Origin of the sequence: Micromonospora sp. L31 (assembly GCF_052068075.1) — a bacterium.
GTDB classification, from domain to species: domain Bacteria; phylum Actinomycetota; class Actinomycetes; order Mycobacteriales; family Micromonosporaceae; genus Micromonospora; species Micromonospora purpureochromogenes.
This window is the reverse complement of sequence record NZ_JBQHDC010000011.1, coordinates 1-21709: the sequence shown is the minus strand read 5'-3', so window position 1 is coordinate 21709 and position 21709 is coordinate 1. Positions and strand designations below refer to the sequence as shown.

Here is a 21709-nt window from a genome sequence, read left to right as displayed (position 1 = left end):
ACGACTCGTCCGCCGACCGTCCGCCGCAGTCGGCCCCGGCCGTGGGGCTCAGTCGTCCCCGGCGAAGCGGTACAGCACGAAGTCCTTCTCCCGGCCGCAGGCGATCACCGAGGCGTTCCACGAGCAGGACTCGCTGCGGACGTCCTTGAGCTCACCCATCTCGAACGGCGACTTTCCGCCCACCGCCATGCCGGCGAGGCTGCGGTCGTCCTCGGCGGTGCTCGGCGGCTCCGCGAAGACCAGCACGTTGCCGGCGTCCAACCGGACCGCCACGCCGTCCCGGTCGGGCAGCACCGCCCTGCCGTCGGCGTCGAAGAGGGTGACGGCGTACTGCGGGGAGTCCCGCCGGGCCAACAGGTGCTCGCCGACCGGCACCAGCCCGTCGGCCTCCGGGGCCGGCCAGTGCCGGCTGCCCTTGCCCTCGGTCGCCGCCACCACCTCAGTATTCGCGGTCTCGCCGTCCGGCACCTCCAGCAGGCAGGCCCGGTGCTCGCCGCAGGCGACCAGCGACTGCGGCCGTCGCCCGTCGTCGGGGGCGGTGTGGAGCACGTCCGGCTCGCCGAGGCTGGCCAGGTCGTACCCGAGCAGCCGGTAACCGCGCTCGTCCTCGGTGACGTACAGCCGGTCGGCGTGCGCCACCACCAGGTCGTCGACGTCGGCCACGTTGGGCCGGCTGCGCAGCACGTCACCGCTGTCCATGTCGATCAACCGGACCGACCGGTCGGCGCCCACCTGCACCAGCCGGCCGCCGGTACCGAGCCAGGGCGCCGTGGGCGCGCCGGTGACGAACCCGGCACCGCCCAACGCCTCCGGGGTGCTGACCCGCACCACCCGGGTCCGGTTGCCGCCGTACTCGTCGCGCGGGCTGTCCCGGCGCCACGTCTCGTGGCCGTCGCGCATCCGCAGGCCGATCAGGCGGTCGCCGGTCCGGTCGACCCAGACCACCGTGTCCCGGGTGTAGTGCAGGTCGTCGTCGCCGTGCACGGAGAGCCGCCAGCGTTGGTCGCCGGAGCCGGCGTCGAGCACCAGCAGGTCGCGCGGCGTGCTGTCGCCGGACGCGTCCGCGAGGACCGCGACCCCGCCGGGCAGCGCGCGGATCCCGGCCCACCGCTGGGCGCCCACCGGGGTCGCCTTGCGCCACAGCTCGTCCCCGCTGCCCGCGTCGACCGCCACCACCTCCAGCCGGTCGTCGGCCAGTTGGTGGGCGAGATAGGCGCGGTCGCCGAGGATCGAGGTGAACACGGCGGTCGCGCGCTCCGCGCCGGCCTTCGGCGTGGCCACCACCTCCAGGGTCCGGAACTCCAGCGCCGGGTAGCGGTCCCGGGTCAGCCACAGCACGGTCGCGGCCAGCACCCCGACCACCGCGAGGCCCGCGCCGACTGCGATCCAGAGCCCCCGCCGGGACCGTCCCGGCCCGGTCGGACCGTCGCCGGGCGCCGGCGACACCGGCGGAGCCGATTGGGGTACGCCCGGCCAGCCCGCCACCGTCCCGGCTGCCGGCGACACCGCCTGCCCGGGCAGGTACGGGTCGGGCCGGGTCGACGCCGGCCGGGGCAGGGTCGCCGCCGTCGCCGTCTTCGCCGCCGCATCGGCCACTCCCGCCGCGTCGCCGGCCGACCCGTGCGCCGCTGGCGCGTGCCCCGGCGCCTGGTGCGGCGTCGCCGGTGCGTGCCCCGGCGTCTGATGGGGCGTCGCCGGTTGGCCCGGCGTTCCGTGCGCCGCCGCGTCGCCGGGTGACGCGTGCGCCCCTGGCGCCTGCCCCGGCGTCTGATGCGGCGTCGCCGCTCGGCCCGGCGTCCCATGCGGCGCCGCGTGCCCGGGTCCTCCGGGTGCCGCTGCCGCTGCCGGGGCGTGGCCGGGTGCTCCGGCGGCGACCGGTGCCGGCCGAAACTGTGGGCGCGGCATCGGCAGGTCGGTCAGCGCCCCCTCGGCGACCGGCAGCTCGGGCTGTTCCAGCACCGTCGGCGCGATGCCCAGCTCGGCGTGCAGCATCCGGGCCACCAGCGGTATCCGGGACGAGCCGCCGACCAGGAAGAGCCCGGCCAGCCGCTCCGGGGTGAGTCCCGCGGCGGCGATCACCTCGCGGGTCTCCGCCACCGCCCGGGCCAGCAGGGGAGTGGCGAGCCGTTCCAGGTCGGCCCGGTCCAGCCGCGCCGCCGTCTCCACCCCCGGTACGGCGACCGGGGCGACAATGGCCCGCGACAGCATCTCCTTCGCCCCGCGCACGTTGTCCCAGAGCTGCTGCCGGTCCCGCCACTGGGTGGCCGTCTCCGGCGTCGTCAGCCGGGCCCACCGTGCCGGATCGGCGTCGGCGACCAGCTCCCCGAGCCGGCCCACCAGGGCGGCGTCCAGGTCCAGCCCGCCCAGGTCGGCCACCCCGCCGGTGGAGATCACGGTGAAGCCGGAGTCCCCCCACGGGTCGGCGCCCTCGTTGCGAACCACGGCGACGTCCAACGTGCCGCCGCCGAAGTCGAAGACCGCGACCGCGCCGCCGACCGGCACCGGCCGGCGCAGCATGTCGGTGTAGTAGCGGGCGGCGGCCACCGGCTCCCGCAGCAGGCGGGTCCCGGGCGGGATCGGCCCGGACATGGTGTGCTCGGCGGCCGTGGGCCAGCCGGCGAGTGCCAGCGCCTCGTGCAGCACCTGCCGTCGGGGCGCCTCCCAGGCCGCCGGGTAGGTGACCACCGCCGGGGGCAGGAAGCCGGCCGCCGCGACCGCCGACTCCGCCACCGCGCGCAGGGTCGCCGCCAGCAGCTCCGCCGGGGGGTACGGCCGCCCGCCCAGCGACACGCTCGGCTCGTCCACCCGCCGCTTCGGATTCGGCTCGTACCCGGCCGGGTCGGCCTGCGCCAGCCGCTGCGCGTCCCGGCCGACGTGCAGCCGCCCGTCGGCGTCGGCGTACACGCCGGAGGGGAGGATCGGCTGGCCGTCGACGAGCAGTGGCCGGGTCCGGCCGTCCGGCCAGCGCAGCACAGCCACGGTGTTGGAGGTGCCGAGGTCGACGCCGAGGGCGAACCCGTCCTGCTGGCCTGCCATCGGTCGATACCTCCACGCCCACGAGTTGCCCGGCTCCGCATCGTACGCAGCCGATGCAGCAGACCTGATCGACCGCCCGGCTCCGTCCGCCGGCCGAAACGGAAGTGCGCGACGGACCGACGGCGACCACGATGGCCGGACGATCGTGTGTCGGCGCACAGGCTGGGGCTGGTCGAGGAGCCAGGTGTACAGAGTGGTCGACTGCGGCCTCAACCAGGCGGCGACGACGAGGACGGCGAGGACCGTGCTCGCCAGCAGGCTGCGCCACCGGGCGGATTCGGCACGCGGCCGGGGACTGTACCCGTGCCGCTACTTGCCCCGCCTCACTGGCGCCGTCAGGTCCCGCCGCAGGGCCTTCATCAGGGCGGCGTGTCGATTGGTGCCGCCACGTGGCATCAGCCGACGGGAGTACAGGGTTAGCAGCCCAACCCATACGGCGGCCGCCCCGACAAACACCGTCGCGAACGTGATGATGATCGGGACGAACGCCAGTGGTGGCTTCCGGGACCAGAGGGCTATCACGCCGATGGACACACCCATCATGAGCGGCCCGAGCAATAGGCAGCGGTATCCGACGACGAGCAGCCGATATGCCCCCGTCGCCCGGATGCGCTCGACTGCCTTGTCGACCTCTGCCACGTCGTCACCACCCCGGAATCGCCGTGACTGTACCGAGGCCCCGCTCCCGTGCCATCCCGTCCACCGTCGACCCACACACTGGTGGCGCTGGGCTGCTCGGCTCCGCTGGTTCGACGGTGGGCGGGATGGCTGCCCATCCCAGAAACCAGAGCGCCCCGTCGGAGGCAAGGCTTGGATCGGCCGGCGCGCCAAGCTGGCCGCGACAGCTGGCGGCCCAGGTGTGGCCGGCAAGATCAAGTGCAGTGGCCCGCCGGCGCAGGATCGGGGGGAAGTGCCTCCGAGCTGGGCCGGAGGTCTTTTGGAGCGGGCGACGGGAATCGAACCCGCACCGTCAGTTTGGAAGGTGCCTGTCGTCTGTCCGGCAGCTAGGCCAGCCTCCCTGTTGAGCAGCAACGCAACCAGAGGTGACTCGGCCGGATTGCTCAGTTCTGCTACGGCCTGCAGTCTCCGGTTGCCCCCTCTTGACCGCTGTATCGGGCACGCCTCGGGCACGCTTCGCGGGTAGCGCTGGTGCACCAACTCGGGGATGATCATCCTCATGTCGGAGCAAGATCTGGCCGGAACCTGGCGTCGCATCATCCGAGGGGACAGCAAGTCCTGGGTCGTATTCGCCCACGGCACGTGCGTCGTACTACCAGACCCCGGACCCAGCGTTGACCTCGCCGCTCAGGCCGTCGACATCCTGCGCGAATACGGCCCCGTCTACGCCGGCTCACCCGCTGGAGACTTCGGCACCATCACCCTCGATCCCGGTCCCGGATGGGTGGTCTACGGCCACCACAACGACGTGCTGACCTACGTAGGACCCGACGAGATCTCAGACACCAGCGATCTGGCCGTTGGTCTGCACGGACGCAGCAAGCGAGACCAGGACGGCCATGAGCTTGACGTCGTACACGTGGAGGACAAGCGGCCTCGGTAAATCGGGGCCGAGCCGCTCCCATTGTCAGACGTTGAAGCGGAACTTAGGGCGGCTGTCCCGCCACCAGCGGGGAAGGCGTGCGACGCCTGCTCACACGGCGTCTCAGGCTGCCATCGTTCACGGTTGCTTGACGACGTTTCACAGTGTCTTGTGCCCCCTGTGTGCCCCGCACTGACGGGATGCGGCAGCAGACGGCCTGACTCCTTGCCACCTAGGGGGACCTGCCTCGGAGAGTTTCCATGGGGCCACCTTTAGGCCATGATGCTGTGATGGCATGGGAATGGGTGGGGCCGGTAGCTACATGCATCGCCGGCATCGGAGGCGTGGCCGGGACTGTCTGGACCGCCGGCAGGGGCCGGAAGTCACAAATTGAGGCCATGAAAATACAAGCCCAAAACGAGCGAGCACACGGTCTAATTGCCGAAAAGCGAGCCGCGTACGCCCAATATCTCAGATCTGCCGAAAAGGCCGTTGACGCTTCCGATGAAATTCGGGGCTTGGCAGAAAAGATCAAGAGGCTCAAAGATGTGCCGACGGGATCACAAGACAAAGACTTGCTCTCCGAGTTGCGCGAGCAACTAGGCTCCGAAGATAAGATTTTCAAGTCTCACATGGCCAACCTGGCAGGCTTACGAGCAGAGATTACCATTCTAGGAGGCCTTCCGATTGGTCGTCTCGCAAGCGATACTAATGCATCGATATACGGTTACACCGCAGGGAAGGGTGAGTTCACTGAGGTTAGCGCCCGCCTATCCAAGCTTTCGATGGTGATGCATCTTGACATTGACATTGACAATCCCGAAAGAGAACGAGTCATCGCCAAGCTAACCAAGGATGAGGGCTGAGCAACTCAGCTCAGCAGAGGTGAAGATACTCGCCATCCCGTCTGCCCTCGACCCGCCCTCCTGGGGAGCGGGCTACCGCCCGGCCCGCCACGTCAAGCGGACCTTGACGCACGTTCGGACGCTGGCGGGTCGGGCGGTGGTCTGCTCGGCTTGCCCGGGTCGATGGCAGGCGGGATGGCCTACCGCAACCACCCACGGACCGCGACGCGCCGTGGTTGTCCAACCATCTCGGAGCCCGAGCGCCCCCGCCGGAGGCGCAGTAACCGCGACCCCGCGACCGCCGCCAGCTCGCCGACGCGGCCGGCGTGCGCTCCCCTGCGCCGCGCGGGCTCGTGGCCGCGCGGCCCGGCCGGCTGCCGGCTCACCACCCCACCGATCAACGACCTGTCGTCCTGCGGCGGCCCCTTGGGCTCCCCGCTTCCGCGCCAGCCGCCGGGCGTGTTGCGTGGCCGGAGTCGGAGCGCCAGCGGAGCGACGGACGCGCGCCCAGGCGGCGGCGCGTGCGGCCCGTTGCGGGCCGCCTTGAAGACGTACAGAAAGTTCTCACGACCTCTCCGGCGGTCTCCTGTCGTACTCCGATTGACGCGTTACGTCCCGGCTCCAGTTGATGCATGACACTCCGTCGAGTCACTACCCTCGCCCGGATGAGCGATCAAGACTGGTTGGCTGACACCCGCACGTCCTACGACACCGTCGCGGTCGACTACGCCGACCGGACGCGCAACGCTCTCGCTGACGAGCCCTACCTACAAGGGAGTTTGGCGTTGTTCGCCGACATGGTTCACGCCGCCGGCGGCGGGTCGGTGGCGGACGTGGGCTGCGGACCAGGACACGTCACCGCCCACCTGCGCAAGTTGGGCGTCGACGCCTTTGGCATCGACCTGTCACCCGCGATGGTCGACCTGGCTCGGCGCCATCACCCCGGCCTGCGGTTCGAGGTGGGCTCGATGACGGAACTGGACCTCGCCGACGCTTCGGTTGCCGGCCTGCTCGCCTTCTGGTCGCTGATCCACATCCCCGACGACGCGATCTCCACAGTCTTCGGCCAATTCTGGCGGGTGCTGCGTCCCGGCGGACCGCTGCTGCTCGGCTTTCACGTCGGCGACGAATCGCGGCTGAAGACACAGGGCTACGGTGGTCACCCGATGAAGGTCTACGTCCACCGCCGCCAGCCTGGCCAAATGGAGGCCTGGCTCCGCGATGCCGGATTCGCGGTCGAGGCTCAACTGCTGCTCGGCCTGGACCGGGCCGTTCCAGGAGCCGTCCTCTTCGCCCGCCGCGAGCCCTAGCACCGATCGTCTGGCCGGACGTTGTCACCCAACATCTGACACCAAGCCGTCACGCATCAACTGAAGCCCGACATCTCCGGCGGTCTCCCGCGGTCTCCATCGCCGGTGGCACGCCAGCACCCCGAGTTTTGCGGTTACCTCCGGCGCTGGCGCGGCAGCTGTCCGTGGCAGTCCTTGTATCGGTCGCCGCTGCCGCATGGGCACGGCCACTTTCGGGGGACGATAGGAACTGCGGTCGGTCGCGCACCTGGCGAAACAGCCGCGATTTGAGGGCTTGAAACGGCCAGTGTCACGTCAGAGGTAGCGAAGACCCGATCCGGTCCGTAGCTAATCATCGAGTTCTTGGCGGTGACATAACGGCCCTGGGGCTCCGTGCCGGCGTCGGACGTAATTGTCGTGACCATCAGCTGACGACCAACAGTCCCCGCTGCCTCCTTGGCCCCAGCTGCTCGGTGCACTACATCGATGGCACGTTCAGCGACCGAGTGAGCCGGCAGTCGGCGTGCGAGCATCGTTCGCAAATATTCCAAGTCGGCCTGCCTTAGCGCTGCACGCGCCCCCACATGCTGAACATGCGTCGGCTCCTCGGGTAATCCGTCGCGAGCCCTTTCGTAGCGCACCTTGAATTCATCTCGCGCCTCGGATAGCGGAGGTTGATCGCTCGTGAGGTGTTCGAAGTTGGTTATGACGGCAGCAGACGCGCGTGGAACAGGGGTGCCTGATTGCCCATGCTCGTATCGGTAGCCCGTCATCAGAACGGTGAGTCGCTTTGCAGTGAGGGGGGCGGGCAGCTTTCGGAACTGGTCCGTTAGTCTTTCCACCAAGCCTGACACCAAGCCTTGAGAAGTCGTTGTTCCGGCATGCGCCATGGCCGTCAACGCTTCCATTATCCATCTCTGAGTGTTGAACCTTCCAAGCCCGGCGAGGCCGGTGAACCCCACTATGAAACGAGCGTCGTCGCAAGAGAGGACGGTAGCCTTTGCCGACTCTTCCGTTACTACCCGGGTGCCAGCCGTTAACCTGCGGTCGCTTACCTGAATGCTGTACTCGGAATTCATGAGGGAGAGAATTAGCGTCAACTTTGCTGGCCCCCTGCTTAGAAGGTTTGGTATTCCCCGGCAGCGTTAGCAGGCGAACACGGCAGTCGCGTCGTCGCTGCTCTTGTTGCGTGCCCATCGCATGCAGGACGGGTCGGCGGCCTCGATGGCGCGTACCCGGCGGATCAGCTCGGTCGGGCCGCTCTGCTCCAGGACGTCGAGCACGTCCGGCCAGTCGAGTAGGCCGAACAGTGCCACCAGGCGGGCAGCACCGTCGGTCAGCACGGCGACCCGCCGGACACTGTCGAGCGGGACTTCCCCAGTGATGGCGTGTTGTGCGGCGAACGGGTCCGCGGCTGCCACCCAGTAGCCGCCGGGCTGGTTGCGGGCGGCCAGCTCGGCATGCTTCATCCGCAGCAACGCCGCCTGTTTCTCGGCCGACCCGAACGGGTGCCGGTCGGCCTCTTCGCGTTCGGCTCGGGCGGTCTTGTCCACCCGGTCGTCGGTGATGACTTGGATGCCGTCGGCGGTGTCGATGAGCACTGTGACGTCACCGAGGGCGAGGTACTCAAGCGCGGTGTCCTTGAGCCTCAGCATGGCTGTCGCTGCTGAGGGTGTTCCGGGGTGGCTGAGGTCGCAGGTGTCGCGGTGCTGGTCGGCGGTGAACCGGATGCCGTACATCAGCGCGTTGGCCAGTTCGGAGTCGCGGTCGGCGGCCAGGCCGGCGAGGGCTGAGCCCAGCTTGGCGGCGTACCAGGCGATGCCGTGAACGCATCCGGTGCCGGTGCGGGCGGTGGCACCGTCGAGAACCACGATCAGGCTCTCGCTGGCCATAGCCCAGTCCTCGTTCGGTGACTTCGGGTTGCCGGCTTCGGACGCGGTTGAGACGCGCATCAGGCCACGCCTTCACTGCGGTAGATCGGCGTGAGTGCGTCGACCTTCTTCACGGTGCGCTTCTTCGGGTCGTAGGTGCAGGCCACCAGGAGGGAGAACCGGCGGTTCTTGACCTCGCGGTACAGCTCGTCCAGGTGGTCTTCGAGGTACTGAGCGACGCCGAGGGTGCCCATTGCGTGGATTCCGGCGAGGTACAGGAAGGTGCCGCGTCCGTCGGGGCGGGGCAGGCGGCCGATGTAGCCGTAGTCGACTGGCTCGCCCTTGTCCGATGGCGAGTGGAACTCTTCGCCGGTCTGGTGGTTGACCAGGTACAGGCCGCCGTCATCCTTGCCGAAGCCCAGTTTGGGATCGGAGGCGAGCACCTGGCCGACGAAGGGCAGGATGCGAGGGCTGCCGACGACGATCAGGTTCGTGCGGTTCAGGTCGACCATGCCCGGCGGCGGCACCACCTCGTACTCGGTCTTCAAGCCGAGTCCCCGGGCGAGGTTGGACAGCTTCTCGTAGGCGGCGAGCATCTCGGCGGAGACGACGGCGTACGGGTTCTCCTTGTCTGCCTCGAACTTGCCGCCAACGGCGACTGTGAGGGGTCCGGTGCCGAGCATCGCTCGCTCTGGCCGGGGTCCGGACGACAGGAGTTGACCGACGCGGGCACGGGTCATGCCGACCACCTGGGCGATCTGGGCATGAGTCATTCCCTGCGACACCATCTCGTCGAGGGCTTCGCGGCGCAGCCGGGACAGCTCGTTGACCGCCGCCTGATGCTCGTCTATCAGGTCGCTCGCCTTGCGTGCCCGTTCTCCCGGGTCGTGAATCTCGGCCAAGACCTGCGGAGCGATCTCCACGGCCCCTCCCGCCTTGTGCGCTAGACGACTCACGCACCTTACCTCAGAACAGGGCTTGACCCCAGCAAGGGGGCTTGCGTAACGTCAGCAAACATCGATATGCAACCCCCCTTTACGGGGGATACGGGGAGCGCAACGAGAAAGGCCCCGACGGGATTGCGGCCCGTCGAGGCCAGATGCATCGGGACCTCTGCGAAAGGAACGACGATGCCTGTCCAGCGTACCGTTCACCCTGCTCTATGCGCCTCGGGCCACTCCTCGGCGCTATCCGAAGCTCGCCTTCTGTCTGCTCTGGCGGCGCTTCGGGATGTGCTGGCCCCTGGAAAGGCGCTGAACCTGCCTGCGGTGCTCGATCGCACCGCGCTGCTGGATGCCCTGTCCGTGCTCGCCACGGACGCCACCACCCCTGCACCTGCCCGCGAATCGTTCGTGTGGCCGTGGAGGAAGCTGCGTCAGTCGCGTGGCTGGTCGCAGTTGGAGGTGTTCCGCCGGCTGAGCACGGTCGCCGCCGATGAGGGCGTGCGGCTGCCGGAGTGGCCCACCTTCAAGCGGAACCTATGCCGCTGGGAGAGCGGCACCGTCACCGTGTCCCCTTTCTACGAGGGGCTATTGGGCCGGCTGTTCGGCCTGCCCGGCTTCACGGCCGACGACACGATCGAGCTGTGCTACTGGTGCGGCCGTCCGGGCTGCCAGTGGTGCGTGGCGAACCGCTGCGCCGACCCGCGCGACCCGCAGTGCGCCTGCCCGTCTTGCGTTGCTGAGGTCACCGAGGTTTCTTCGGTGGTGACGGCATGACCGCCGCTACCAGCGCCCTGCCGCTCAAGGAGTTGCGCACCGCGCGTGGCTGGACCCAAGCGAAGGTGCTTGTCCTCCTGGAGGCCACCGCCGCCCGGCGGAAGGTGAGCCTGCCCGAGCGTTCGGCGCTCAAGACGATGCTGTCGCGCTGGGAGAACGGCGCTCGCACCTCCCCGCTCTACACGGACCTGCTGTGCCAGGTCTTCGACCTGCCGGCACCGCCGCCGGCAGCCCCGGTCGCCGACGTGGCTATCTACCGCTCGACCCGGTGCCGCAACTCGCGCATCTACGGCCGGGTCTTCGCCGACAACCACGGCTGGTGGAAGACCACCCGAACGGCGGTGGCCCAATGACCACTGCCACCCTCACCCGGCAGGCCACCGTCAACCCTCCTGCAACCTTCGGGCAGACCGTTGCTCGGCTGCGCCGCCGTCGCGGCTTGTCGCAGGTTGTCTGCGCTCAGTTGGTCGGCCGGTCCGAGACCTGGCTGGCCAAGGTCGAACACGACCGCATCCCCGTGGACCGGCTGTCGGTCCTGCGGGACCTCGCCCGCGTCCTGGGCGTGGACCTGGCGGTGCTGATCGAGGTGGCCGCATGACCACCACCACCCGCCCCGATTACCTACCGCTGGCGTCAACCCCGGCTTGCCCGGGGCTGGGAACCGGTCCAGCTCATCGGCCGCATGAAGATCCTCGCCGCCAGGGACGGCGTGGAACTGCCGAAGACCTACCAACTCATCCGCGACATCTACTTGTGGGAGCACCACCGCGCAGCCTTGCCCGCGCACGTGGCCTCACTGCTCGGCCGGATCTTCGACGCACCGAACCCGTTCGGCACCGGCCCGATCACTCACCTGCCCACGAAGGCGGTCCGCACTCGTGGCCGCTGACCTGATCACCGTTGTCCCGGACCAGCACACCACCGCTGGTCCGGGGCGTCGGCCTCACCGCCACCCCGCAGGCTCGCCGGGTGCGTTCGTCGGCCGCGACGAATCCGCCTTCGCTCGCGCCTGCGACCCCGGCGTCTTCGACTGGCTCGACCATGTGAAGACAGCCGCGGGCTGTTCCCACCCGATCCGGCTGGCGGGCGAGGTCGCCACGATTGACCGGGCCACCGGCCGCCTTCTGGCCTCGGTCGCCACCGCTGACTTGCCGGACGGGGAGATCTACAAGCCGTGCGGCAACCGCCGCCACGCCGTCTGCCCCTCGTGCGCCCGCACCTACCAGCGTGACGCCTACCAGCTGCTGCGCGCCGGCCTCGCGGGCGGCAAAGGCATCCCCGCCACCGTCGCCCAGCATCCGGCCGTGTTCCCCACGTTTACCGCGCCGTCGTTCGGCACCGTGCACACGCGGGTGGTGAAGCGGCATACCTGCGGCAACCGCCGCCGCTGCGACTGCCGCGCCGAGCCCTGCCACCCACGCCGCGCCACTGATCCCACTGCCTGGCCCTGCGAGCACGGCCAGCCGACCGTGTGCTGGGCGCGTCACGAGGACAACGATCCCCGGCTCGGGCAGCCGCTGTGCCTGGACTGCTACGACCACGACGCCCAGGTGGTGTGGAACCACGCCGCACCGGAGTTGTGGCGCCGCACCACCATCGCCATCAGCCGCCATCTACGCGCCCGCGCCCGCCAGCTCGGCCTCCCGTGGGTGGAGCAGATCACCGAATCCGGCCGGGTGCGTCGGGTGCCGCCGGTCAAGCCCTCGTTCGGCAAGGTCGCCGAGATGCAACGCCGCGCCGTTGTGCACTACCACGGCATCGTCCGCCTCGACGGCGTCAACCCCGACCCGGAGGCCGTCGTCCCGCCGCCGGCCGCCCTGACCGTTGACGACCTGATCGCCGCCGTCGAGCACGCCGCCGCCACCGTCGCCTTCACCACCCGCCCCCACCCCGCCAACCCGGCCGGCTGGCGCATCACCTGGGGCGAGCAGGTCGACATCCGTCCCATCAACACCGACGGCGACATCACCGACAGCCGGGCCGCCGGCTACCTCGCCAAATACGCGACCAAGAGCACCGAGGCCACCGGTCACGTCTCCCGCCGCCTCGACGGCGAGGTCATCGACCTCTACGCCAACCACCAAGGCACCCATCCCGAACGGCTCGTCGACGCCTGCTGGACCCTCGGCGGCCACCGCGACTGGCAACAGCTTCGACGCTGGGCGCACATGCTCGGCTTCGGCGGCCACTTCCTCACCAAAAGCCGCCGCTACTCCGTCACTTTCCGCATCCTCCGCGACGCCCGGATCATCTGGCGACGCACCGAAACCGGCCACGAATACACCGACCAGCCCAAGGACGACACCACGCTGATCGTCGGCCTGTTGTCCTACGCCGGCTCCGGCTGGCGCACCACCGGAGACGCCCTCCTGGCCAACACCGCCGCCGCCTTGGCCAGAGAGCGACACGAGACCGCACGAGAGGAGATGACCGCTGCCGCCTGAACCCGCACGACCTGTCCGTCATCACGAGAGGAGTACCGCTCTGAACGAACCCCGCGACGTCGACATGCTCACCGTCGAGCAAGCCGCCCAACGGCTCGGCACCGGAGTCCGCTTCGTGCGCCGCATCGTCGCTGAGCGCCGCATCCGCTTCTACAAGGTCGGCAAGTACGTCCGGTTCCACCCCGACGACCTCACCGACTACATCCGTCAAGGCCGCATTGACGCCATCCGACCTGTCCTGCGCTACCGGAAGGGAGAGCACGTCTATGGCTAGCAAGCGCCGCTTCGGCCGCATCCGCAAACTCCCGTCCGGCCGGTATCAAGCCCGCTACCCCGGCCCGGACGGCATCGACCGGCCGGCACCACACACCTTCGCCCGCAAGACCGACGCCGACCGGTGGCTAGCCGCTGTGGAAGCTGACATCCTCAAGGGCACCTGGCACGACCCGAACCGGGGACGTGTCGCGCTGGGGGAGTACCTGACCACTTGGATTGACCATCGGCCGAACCTGCGGCCCCGGACGGTGGACCTGTACCGGTGGCTGTACCGCAAGTACATCCAGCCCACCCTGAGCACCGTCTTGCTCAGTGACCTCACGCCCGGCATGGTCCGGGCCTGGTACGCCGAACTCGTCGCAGACGGTGTGACCGCAACCATGACCGCCAAGGCGTACCGACTGCTGCACGCCGTGCTCAACACCGCCGTCGACGACGAACTCATCCGCCGCAACCCCTGCCGGATCAGGGGAGCGGGAGAGCACCACACCCCGGAGCGACCCGTGGCGACCATCGCCCAGGTCCTCGACATCGCCAGCCGGGTACCCGCACGCTTCCGTGCCCTGGTGCTGCTGGCCGCCTTCACCAGCCTCCGCTTCGGCGAACTCGCGGCGCTGCGCCGCCACGACCTCGACCCGCGCTGTCAGACCCTCACGGTCCGCGCGACCCTGGTCGAGATGTCAGACGGACGCCTGATCTTCGGCCCGCCCAAGTCGGCCGCCGGCCGTCGCTCCGTCACGATCCCTGCGGCCATCCGCCCGGATCTCCGGCGTCACCTGCGCGACTTCGTCGCCGACTCCCCTGACGCCCTGGTCTTCACCGGCGCGAAGGGTGCCGCCCTGCGCCGCTCCAACTTCCAGAAGGCGGCGAGCTGGTCGGCCTCGGCCGCTGCCGCCGGCCTTGCCGGCTTCCACTTCCACGATCTGCGGCACACCGGCAACACCCTGGCGGCTGGCACCGGTGCCAGCCTCGCGGACCTGATGGCGCGCATGGGCCACGGCTCGACCCGGGCCGCGATGGTCTACCAGCACGCCACGACCCAGCGCGACAGAAGCATTGCCGACGCGCTCAGCGCCGGCATCGCCGAGGAACGGGATCGGGCACGTAGCGGGCACGACCGCTAGCCCTGCCGGCAGACATGAATATGGCCCAGGTCGGATATCGCTTCTGACCTGGGCCATCGTGTCCGAGCGGGCGACGGGAATCGAACCCGCACCGTCAGTTTGGAAGACTGAAGCTCTGCCATTGAGCTACGCCCGCAGTCGCCCCGCCACGACGGGACGCGCCGACAGCCTACCCGGTCGCCCCACCCACCGCGCACAGGCATATCCACGCGTCCCCTCCCGTGCTCCGCGCACTTCAAGAGAAGGGAGTGGCCTCGCATCGCCCGGAGGCCACTCTTTCTCCGAAAGTGCGGCCAGGGCGGCCGCCGCCAGGCGGCCCGGGGCCGTCCGGTTGGTGGGGGTTCGGCGGGTTGGGGGCCTCCCCGGCACCTCCGGCCGGTGCCGACGGCATACACTTCTCGTCGCCACGGGGTGTGGCGCAGCTTGGTAGCGCACTCGCTTTGGGAGCGAGGGGCCGTGGGTTCAAATCCCGCCACCCCGACTGTCGTCCGCCGGCCGGGTCGCCCGGGCCGTCGCCGATTTTTGTCGCGCGGTACCCGGGCGCTGCCGGAGCAGCAGCCCGGCTCGCCTACACTCGATGCGCGCAAACACGCCCAGACTCAAACTGAGATCCGTCAAGGAGTACGCCTGTGAAGAGCACCGTCGAGACTCTGAGCCCGACGCGCGTGCGGCTCGCCATCGAGGTGCCGTTCGTCGAGCTCGAGCCGAGCCTCAGGAAGGCGTACCGGGAGATCGGTTCGCAGGTGCAGGTTCCCGGCTTCCGCCGGGGCAAGGTGCCGGCCGCCGTCATCGACCAGCGGGTGGGCCGGGGCACCGTCCTCAACGAGGCGGTGCAGGAGGCCATCCCGCAGAACATCCTCGCGGCGGTCCGTGAGCACGACCTGAAGACCCTCGGCCGCCCGGAGGTCGAGATCACCGAGTTCAACGACGGTGACTCGCTCAACTTCACCGCCGAGGTCGACGTCCGCCCGGAGATCACCCTGCCGGACCCGGCCACCGTCGAGGTGACCGTGGACGAGCTGCAGATCGACGACAGCGAGATCGACGAGCAGGTCAAGAGCCTGCGCGAGCGGTTCGCCACCCTGAAGACGGTCGAGCGGGCCGCCCAGGAGGGTGACTACGTCCAGATCGACCTGAACGCCACCGTCGACGGCGAGGAGGTGCCGGGCGGCTCGGCCAGCAACATCTCGCACGAGGTCGGCAGCAAGCAGCTCCTGCCGGGGCTGGACGAGGCCGTGGTCGGCCTCGCCGCCGGCGAGAGCACCACCTTCACCACCCAGCTCGTGGGCGGCGACTTCGCCGGCCGGGACGCCGAGGTGGCGGTGACCGTCCGCACGGTCAAGGAGAAGGAGCTGCCGGAGCTGGACGACGACTTCGCCCAGATGGCCAGCGAGTTCGACACCATCGCCGAGCTCCGCGACGACCTGCGCGAGCGGGTCACCCGGGGCAAGCGGGTCGAGCAGATCTACGCCGCCCGGGACAAGGCCCTGGAGCAGCTCGTCGGGGCCGCCGAGGTGCCGGCGCCGGAGGGTGTCGTCCGCGAGGAGGTCGAGAGCCGCAAGGCGGCGATGATCGACCAGCTGGAGCGGATCGGCGCCTCGCTGGAGGAGTACCTCGCCGCCGAGGAGAAGACCGAGGAGCAGATCGACGCCGAGCTGAACGAGGCGGCGACCGAGGGCGTCAAGATCCAGCTCCTGCTGGACACGCTGGCCGACGCCGAGGACGTCCAGGTCTCCGACGACGAGTTCGGCCACGAGATCGTCCACCGCGCGCAGCGCGCCGGCATGGCGCCGCAGCAGTACTACGACCAGCTGGTGCGCTCCGGCGCGGCCGCCGCCGTCTTCGGTGACGTCCGTCGTGGCAAGGCCCTCGCCGCCGTCATGGAGAAGATCAAGATCAAGGACACCGCCGGCAACGAGGTCACCCTCGAGGCGCTGCGGGCCGAGAGCGAGCAGGCTCACGAGCACGACCACGAGCACTGATCTTCCCCGGTAGGCCGCCGTCCGCCCGTTGCGGTGGACGGCGGCCGAAACCGTTTTCCGGGTAGGTCGGAGGCACAACTGCGCTGAGAGCGAACAGTGCCCCGACCGGGAGTCGATCACCCGGCTGAGCGGTTAGTGTCGGTGAGGACGGTACGGAGAGCGAAGGGCTGCCATGACCGACATGCACATCCCCAAGAAGTCGCTCCGGGCGATCGAGGCCCGCGGTGGCGACTCCATTGGCAACCTCGACGACTCGGTCTACAACCGGTTGCTCAAGGAGCGGATCATCTTCCTGGGCAGCGAGGTGACCGACCAGGTCGCCAACCGCATCTGCGCGCAGCTGCTGCTGCTCGCGGCGGAGGACCCGGACCGCGACATCAACCTCTGGATCAACTCGCCGGGTGGCTCGGTCTACTCCGGCATGGCGATCTACGACACCATGCAGTTCATCGACAACGACGTGTCGACCGTGGCGATGGGCATGGCGGCCTCGATGGGCCAGCTGCTGCTCTGCGCCGGCACGAAGGGCAAGCGGTACGCCCTCCCGCACGCGCGGATCATGATGCATCAGCCGTCCGGTGGTCTCGGCGGCACGGCCTCCGACATCGCGATCCAGGCCGAGCAGATGCTCTACACCAAGCGGATGTTCCAGGAGCGGGTCGCGCACCACACCGGCCAGAGCCAGGCGCAGATCGAGGCGGACTCGGACCGGGACCGTTGGTTCACCGCCCAGGAGGCCATGGACTACGGCTTCATCGACAAGGTGATCATCGGGGCCGCTCAGGTTCCGGATGGCGCCGGGACCCTGAGCTGAGGAGCTGACGATGACCGATCTGAGCCTGCCGCCCCAGTTCGCGGCCGTGCACAACCGCTACGTCCTGCCGTCGTTCGTCGAGCGCACGTCGTACGGGGTCAAGGAGTCCAACCCGTACAACAAGCTCTTCGAGGACCGGATCATCTTCCTCGGCGTCCAGGTGGACGACGCGTCCGCCAACGACGTGATGGCGCAGCTGCTGACGCTCGAGGGCACCGACCCGGACCGCGACATCATCATGTACATCAACTCGCCGGGTGGCTCGTTCACCGCGATGACGGCGATCTACGACACCATGCAGTACGTCCGTCCGGACATCTCCACCGTCTGCCTGGGTCAGGCGGCCAGCGCGGCGGCGGTCCTGCTGTCGGCCGGCACCCCGGGCAAGCGGATGGCGCTGCCGAACTCGCGGATCATCATCCACCAGCCGGCCACCGAGGGCGGCTACGGGCAGGGCTCGGACATCGAGATCCAGGCCCGGGAGATCCTGCGGATGCGGACCCAGCTGGAGGACATGCTCTCCCGGCACTGCAACCGCCCGATCGAGCAGGTCCGCAAGGACATCGACCGGGACAAGATCATGACGGCCGAGGAGGCCAAGGAGTACGGGCTGGTCGACACGATCCTGACCAGCCGCAAGAAGGGTCTCCTGGCGGCCCAGGCCGCTACCTGAGCAGTACCGGGTCGGAGGTCGGTCGGAGCGTCGTTTCCGGCCGACCTCTGACACACCCGTTTTGGGGGTCGGAGAAACCTCCGTCAGCGGGTAACGTCGGTTCCGTACCGCTGGCCGGGTCGGGCCGGCGGCAGGGATCGAGACGGACGGGCGCGCGGCGCCCGCAGGTCAGGGCCGGCGTTCCGGCCGACGAGTGCAGGGAGAACGTAGGTGGCACGGATCGGTGACGGCGGCGACCTACTGAAGTGCTCCTTCTGTGGCAAGTCGCAGAAGCAGGTCAAGAAACTCATCGCGGGCCCCGGGGTCTACATCTGCGACGAGTGCATCGATCTCTGCAACGAGATCATCGAGGAGGAGTTGGCCGAGTCCGGCGAGGTGAAGTGGGAAGAGCTTCCCAAGCCGATGGAGATCTGCCAGTTCCTCGACAACTACGTCGTCGGTCAGGACCAGGCCAAGAAGGCGCTCGCCGTCGCGGTCTACAACCACTACAAGCGGATCCAGGCCGAGGCGGCCGGCGCGCCGGGTTCCGGCAGCGACGCCGTCGAGCTGGCCAAGTCCAACATCCTGCTGCTCGGCCCGACGGGTTGCGGCAAGACCCACCTGGCGCAGACGCTGGCCCGGATGCTGAACGTCCCGTTCGCCATCGCCGACGCCACCGCGCTGACCGAGGCCGGGTACGTCGGCGAGGACGTGGAGAACATCCTCCTCAAGCTGATCCAGGCCGCGGACTACGACATCAAGCGCGCCGAGACCGGCATCATCTACATCGACGAGGTCGACAAGATCGCCCGTAAGTCGGAGAACCCGTCGATCACCCGGGACGTCTCCGGCGAGGGCGTCCAGCAGGCGCTGCTGAAGATGCTGGAAGGCACGGTGGCCAACGTGCCGCCGCAGGGCGGACGCAAGCACCCGCACCAGGAGTTCATCCAGATCGACACCACCAACGTGCTGTTCATCTGCGGTGGCGCCTTCGCCGGTCTCGACCAGATCATCGAGGCCCGCACCGGCCACGGCGGCACCGGCTTCGGCGCCCGGCTCCGGTCGGTCTCCGAGCGGTCGACCGACGACATCTTCAGCCAGGTGATGCCGGAGGACATGCTCAAGTTCGGGCTGATCCCCGAGTTCGTCGGCCGGCTGCCGGTGATCACCAACGTGCGCAGCCTGGACCGCAGCGCCCTGGTCCGGATCCTCACCGAGCCGCGCAACGCGCTGGTCAAGCAGTACCAGCGGCTCTTCGAGCTGGACGGGGTCGAGCTGGAGTTCGACGAGCCGGCGCTGGAGGCGATCGCCGACCAGGCGATGCTGCGCGGCACCGGTGCCCGTGGCCTGCGCGCCATCATCGAGGAGGTCCTGCTCTCCGCGATGTACGAGGTGCCGAGCAACCCGGACGCCGCCCGCGTGCTGATCACCCGCGAGGTGGTCCTGGAGAACGTCAACCCGACCATCGTCCCGCGGGAGTTCACCGGCCGCCGGGCCCGCCGGGAGCGCGAGGAGAAGTCCGCCTGACCGGCGCACCACACTGACGACGACGGCACGGCCACCACTGGTGGCCGTGCCGTCGTTCGGTACGGGATCACACTGGCCGGGTCCGCCCGTCGTCTGGTAGGACCGTCCGATGTTCCCCATCATGCTGGCGGCGGTGTCCGCGGTCGCCTTCGGCACGGCCGACTTCTCGGGCGGCAAGGCGTCCCGCCGCGCCGACCCGGTCGCCGTCACCGTGGTCTCCCAGGTGTTGAGCGTGCCGCTGCTGCTCCTGCTGGTGCTGGTGGTACCCGGCACCCCCACCGCCGTCGACCTGGCGTGGGGGCTCGGTGCGGGCGTCGCCGGCGCCGCCGGGGTGATGCTGCTCTACCGGGCCCTCGCCGCCGGGATGATGGCCGTGGTGGCGCCGGTCACGGCGATCACCGCCGCGGTGGTGCCGATCATCGCCGGGCTGCTGACCGCCCGCTGGCCCGGCACCCTCGCGCTCTGCGGGGCGGGGCTGGCCGTGCTCGCCATCGCCCTGGTCAGCCTCGGCGAGGGTGGCGCGCGCGGCGCGGTGTCCACCCGGGTGATCGGGCTGGCCCTCACCGCCGGGGCGCTCTTCGGCGTCTTCTTCGCCCTGCTCGGCCAGGCCGGTCCGGCCGCCGGCATGTGGCCGGTGCTGGCGCTGCGGCTCAGCTCCATCGTCTTCGGTGTCGCGCTCGCGGTCGGCACCGGCGTACGCCTGCGGATCGGTCCGCGAGTACTCGGCTGGGCGGCCGCCGCCGGCCTGCTCGACAGCGCCGCCAACGCGCTATACCTGGCCGCCGCGGCCCGTGGCCACCTGAGCGTGGTCGCCGCGATCGCGGCGCTCTACCCGGCCAGCACCGTGCTGCTCGCGCTCGCGGTGGACCGGGAACGGCTCCGGCCGGTGCAGCTGGCCGGTCTCGGGTTCGCCGCCGGCGCCCTGGTGCTCGCCAGCGTCTGACGCTGTCCCCGGCCGTCGTCCGCCCGTACCCTCATCTCCATGCGCGTCGCCGTCTGCCAGCTCAACGCCCGCGACGACCGGGCGGCCAACCTGGCCGCCGCCGAGGCCCTGCTGGTCAGGGCCGCCGCGGCCGGCGCGGATCTCGCGGTCCTCCCGGAGTACGTCGACTACCTCGGCCCCGCCAAGGCGATGCCGGAGCCGGAGCCGGTGGACGGCACGGTGGGCACCTTCTTCGCCGGCGTCGCCGAGCGGCTCGGCATCTGGGTGGTGGCGGGCTCGTTCCACGAGGCCGGCCCGGATCCGGCGCACACCTGGAACACCTCCCTGGTGTTCGACCGCTCCGGCTCGCTCGCCGCCAGCTACCGCAAGATCCACCTGTACGACGTGGAGATCCCGGGGCGGGTGTCGTACCTCGAATCGGCGACGGTCGCCCCGGGCGACCAGCCGGTGGTCGTCGACGTCGAGGGTCTGCGGGTCGGTCTGTCGATCTGCTACGACCTGCGCTTCCCCGAGCTCTACCGGCTGCTGGCCGTCGACGGGGGAGCGCAGCTCCTGGTCGTGCCGGCCGCGTTCATGATGCACACCGGCCGGGACCACTGGGAGGTGCTGCTGCGGGCGCGGGCCATCGAGAACCAGTGCTTCGTGGCCGCTGCCGGTCAGATCGGTGACCACGAGCCGGAGCGCACCTGCTTCGGGCGCAGCATGGTGGTCGACCCGTGGGGGACGGTGCTCGGCCAGGTGCCCGACGGCCCTGGGCTGAGCGTGGTCGAGCTGGACCTCGACCGCCTGCACACCATCCGTACCGAGCTGCCCAGCCTCGCCAACCGGCGGCTCTGAGCGCCGGTCATCCCTGGACGAGTACGCCGATCACGGTCAGGCCGACGATCGCGGCGGCGGTGACGAGCAACGCGGTGGTCATCCGGGACCGGCCGCGCCGGGCCAGCCGGGCGATCGAGAGCACGACGACGGCGAGCACGACCGCGGCGATCACCAGCTGCCAGAAGGGCGCCAGGAGTCCGAGCAGCGCCTCGTCGGCGAGGGTGACCGCCGGGGATCGGGACACGGGATCCATGGCAGCCACTCTGGCACGCCGCCGGGCCGGCCGGCGCGCCGATCCGATCGGGTACGCCGGCGGGGCGCCGGACCGCACGCCGGATCCGCCAATGACGATCATTGATTTGCCTTCTCCGGGCCAGTCCGCGTAACTTTCTCTCTGCACGCGGGAGGCCGGACAAACCGGCCGAGAGCGGGTACCAGGCTCGTGGCGGAGACGCCGAGCGAGGCTGAGGAGCGGGCGGTGCGAGACACCCCGGAAGACGGGGTTGCGATCGCGAGACCGACCGGGTAGAGTTCGAAAGCCGGCAGGGAGCCGGGCGGGTGGCCGCGAAGCGGCGATCGGCCGGTCTGCCGACTTCCCACGACAGAAACGACCACCGGACACGGTGAGCGTCAGCGTGGATCGGGCCGTACCAAGTTGATCACCTCGAACGCGAGGTTGACAGCGAAAGTCGGACCGGGTAAGTTAGAGAGGTTGCCCCAGACGGGGGTTCCACGGTGTGGAGCTTTCGGATGGTGTGTGGTTGTTCTTTGAGAACTCAACAGGGTGCTTGAAAAGCCAGTGCCAATTATGATTTATACCCCGGACTGG

At 69.6% G+C, this 21709-nt stretch carries 22 protein-coding genes and 2 tRNA genes; 17 read left to right on the top strand and 7 right to left on the bottom strand.

Annotated elements, in window-relative coordinates; translation table 11 throughout:
• Positions 1 to 48: 48 nt before the first annotated feature.
• Both ACTMS9_RS25085 and ACTMS9_RS25080 read right to left on the bottom strand, forming a co-directional pair.
• A complete protein-coding gene (locus tag ACTMS9_RS25085; protein WP_441166168.1) occupies positions 49 to 3036 on the bottom strand; it encodes an Hsp70 family protein in 2988 nt (995 codons plus the stop codon).
• A gap of 309 nt (positions 3037 to 3345) precedes the next feature.
• Positions 3346 to 3675: a hypothetical protein gene (locus ACTMS9_RS25080; RefSeq protein ID WP_441142673.1), complete on the bottom strand. Its 330-nt coding sequence runs from the start codon at positions 3673 to 3675 to the stop codon at positions 3346 to 3348.
• A gap of 526 nt (positions 3676 to 4201) precedes the next feature.
• Here ACTMS9_RS25080 and ACTMS9_RS25075 point away from each other — a divergent pair.
• The 3 genes from ACTMS9_RS25075 to ACTMS9_RS25065 all read left to right on the top strand — a co-directional run bounded on the left by ACTMS9_RS25075 (position 4202) and on the right by ACTMS9_RS25065 (position 6731).
• A complete protein-coding gene (locus tag ACTMS9_RS25075; protein WP_441166167.1) occupies positions 4202 to 4597 on the top strand; it encodes a hypothetical protein in 396 nt (131 codons plus the stop codon).
• 269 nt (positions 4598 to 4866) lie between these two features.
• On the top strand, positions 4867 to 5442 hold the full coding sequence (locus tag ACTMS9_RS25070; RefSeq protein WP_441166166.1) for a hypothetical protein: 576 nt from the start codon (positions 4867 to 4869) through the stop codon (positions 5440 to 5442).
• A 644-nt stretch (positions 5443 to 6086) separates the two neighbouring features.
• Positions 6087 to 6731: a class I SAM-dependent methyltransferase gene (locus ACTMS9_RS25065; RefSeq protein WP_441166165.1), complete on the top strand. Its 645-nt coding sequence runs from the start codon at positions 6087 to 6089 to the stop codon at positions 6729 to 6731.
• A 134-nt stretch (positions 6732 to 6865) separates the two neighbouring features.
• Here ACTMS9_RS25065 and ACTMS9_RS25060 read toward each other — a convergent pair whose 3' ends face one another.
• From ACTMS9_RS25060 to ACTMS9_RS25050, 3 genes are all read right to left on the bottom strand, one after another.
• The gene (locus ACTMS9_RS25060) at positions 6866 to 7066 is read right to left on the bottom strand and encodes an SEC-C metal-binding domain-containing protein (protein WP_441166220.1); all 201 of its coding nucleotides are present in this window, start codon (positions 7064 to 7066) and stop codon (positions 6866 to 6868) included.
• Between the two features lie 789 nt (positions 7067 to 7855).
• Entirely contained in the window at positions 7856 to 8602 is a 747-nt protein-coding gene (locus ACTMS9_RS25055) for a hypothetical protein (RefSeq protein WP_441166164.1), read from the bottom strand.
• A 59-nt stretch (positions 8603 to 8661) separates the two neighbouring features.
• On the bottom strand, positions 8662 to 9504 hold the full coding sequence (locus ACTMS9_RS25050) for a sigma-70 family RNA polymerase sigma factor (protein ID WP_441166163.1): 843 nt from the start codon (positions 9502 to 9504) through the stop codon (positions 8662 to 8664).
• A gap of 345 nt (positions 9505 to 9849) precedes the next feature.
• Between ACTMS9_RS25050 and ACTMS9_RS25045 the strand changes: the two genes are divergently transcribed.
• From ACTMS9_RS25045 to ACTMS9_RS25015, 7 genes are all read left to right on the top strand, one after another.
• The gene (locus ACTMS9_RS25045; RefSeq protein WP_441166162.1) at positions 9850 to 10299 is read left to right on the top strand and encodes a hypothetical protein; all 450 of its coding nucleotides are present in this window, start codon (positions 9850 to 9852) and stop codon (positions 10297 to 10299) included.
• Positions 10296 to 10652 (top strand): hypothetical protein, encoded by a 357-nt coding sequence (locus ACTMS9_RS25040; protein ID WP_441166161.1) that lies wholly within the window; start codon positions 10296 to 10298, stop codon positions 10650 to 10652. Before ACTMS9_RS25045 ends, ACTMS9_RS25040 begins: the two co-directional genes overlap by 4 nt.
• On the top strand, positions 10649 to 10897 hold the full coding sequence (locus ACTMS9_RS25035) for a helix-turn-helix domain-containing protein (protein ID WP_441166160.1): 249 nt from the start codon (positions 10649 to 10651) through the stop codon (positions 10895 to 10897). Before ACTMS9_RS25040 ends, ACTMS9_RS25035 begins: the two co-directional genes overlap by 4 nt.
• 84 nt (positions 10898 to 10981) lie before the next feature.
• Positions 10982 to 11188, top strand: a complete 207-nt coding sequence (locus ACTMS9_RS25030) for a hypothetical protein (protein WP_441166159.1) — start codon at positions 10982 to 10984, stop codon at positions 11186 to 11188.
• Positions 11178 to 12743 (top strand): replication initiator, encoded by a 1566-nt coding sequence (locus ACTMS9_RS25025; protein WP_441166158.1) that lies wholly within the window; start codon positions 11178 to 11180, stop codon positions 12741 to 12743. The genes ACTMS9_RS25030 and ACTMS9_RS25025 overlap by 11 nt, the downstream gene beginning before the upstream one ends.
• 64 nt (positions 12744 to 12807) lie before the next feature.
• Positions 12808 to 13017 carry an excisionase family DNA-binding protein gene (locus tag ACTMS9_RS25020; RefSeq protein ID WP_130330370.1) on the top strand — a complete coding sequence of 70 codons (210 nt, stop codon included), beginning with the start codon at positions 12808 to 12810 and terminating at the stop codon, positions 13015 to 13017.
• Positions 13010 to 14143 (top strand): site-specific integrase, encoded by a 1134-nt coding sequence (locus ACTMS9_RS25015; protein ID WP_441166157.1) that lies wholly within the window; start codon positions 13010 to 13012, stop codon positions 14141 to 14143. Before ACTMS9_RS25020 ends, ACTMS9_RS25015 begins: the two co-directional genes overlap by 8 nt.
• A gap of 65 nt (positions 14144 to 14208) precedes the next feature.
• On the opposite strand, the gene ACTMS9_RS25010 is transcribed toward ACTMS9_RS25015, so the two are convergent.
• Positions 14209 to 14279 (bottom strand) — tRNA-Gly (locus ACTMS9_RS25010).
• A 271-nt stretch (positions 14280 to 14550) separates the two neighbouring features.
• Here ACTMS9_RS25010 and ACTMS9_RS25005 point away from each other — a divergent pair.
• From ACTMS9_RS25005 to ACTMS9_RS24975, 7 genes are all read left to right on the top strand, one after another.
• Positions 14551 to 14624 (top strand) — tRNA-Pro (locus tag ACTMS9_RS25005).
• A gap of 148 nt (positions 14625 to 14772) precedes the next feature.
• On the top strand, positions 14773 to 16125 hold the full coding sequence (tig, locus tag ACTMS9_RS25000) for a trigger factor (protein ID WP_441142672.1): 1353 nt from the start codon (positions 14773 to 14775) through the stop codon (positions 16123 to 16125).
• Between the two features lie 172 nt (positions 16126 to 16297).
• A complete protein-coding gene (locus ACTMS9_RS24995; protein ID WP_088960728.1) occupies positions 16298 to 16939 on the top strand; it encodes an ATP-dependent Clp protease proteolytic subunit in 642 nt (213 codons plus the stop codon).
• A 10-nt stretch (positions 16940 to 16949) separates the two neighbouring features.
• On the top strand, positions 16950 to 17612 hold the full coding sequence (locus tag ACTMS9_RS24990) for an ATP-dependent Clp protease proteolytic subunit (protein ID WP_210776026.1): 663 nt from the start codon (positions 16950 to 16952) through the stop codon (positions 17610 to 17612).
• A gap of 210 nt (positions 17613 to 17822) precedes the next feature.
• Entirely contained in the window at positions 17823 to 19118 is a 1296-nt protein-coding gene (clpX, locus tag ACTMS9_RS24985) for an ATP-dependent Clp protease ATP-binding subunit ClpX (RefSeq protein WP_210776027.1), read from the top strand.
• A 109-nt stretch (positions 19119 to 19227) separates the two neighbouring features.
• Complete coding sequence (locus ACTMS9_RS24980; RefSeq protein WP_350795819.1) at positions 19228 to 20061, top strand: EamA family transporter; 834 nt, start codon at positions 19228 to 19230, stop codon at positions 20059 to 20061.
• Between the two features lie 39 nt (positions 20062 to 20100).
• A complete protein-coding gene (locus tag ACTMS9_RS24975) occupies positions 20101 to 20898 on the top strand; it encodes a carbon-nitrogen hydrolase family protein (protein ID WP_441142668.1) in 798 nt (265 codons plus the stop codon).
• 7 nt (positions 20899 to 20905) lie between these two features.
• On the opposite strand, the gene ACTMS9_RS24970 is transcribed toward ACTMS9_RS24975, so the two are convergent.
• Positions 20906 to 21133, bottom strand: a complete 228-nt coding sequence (locus tag ACTMS9_RS24970) for a hypothetical protein (protein ID WP_441142666.1) — start codon at positions 21131 to 21133, stop codon at positions 20906 to 20908.
• Positions 21134 to 21709: the final 576 nt, after the last annotated feature.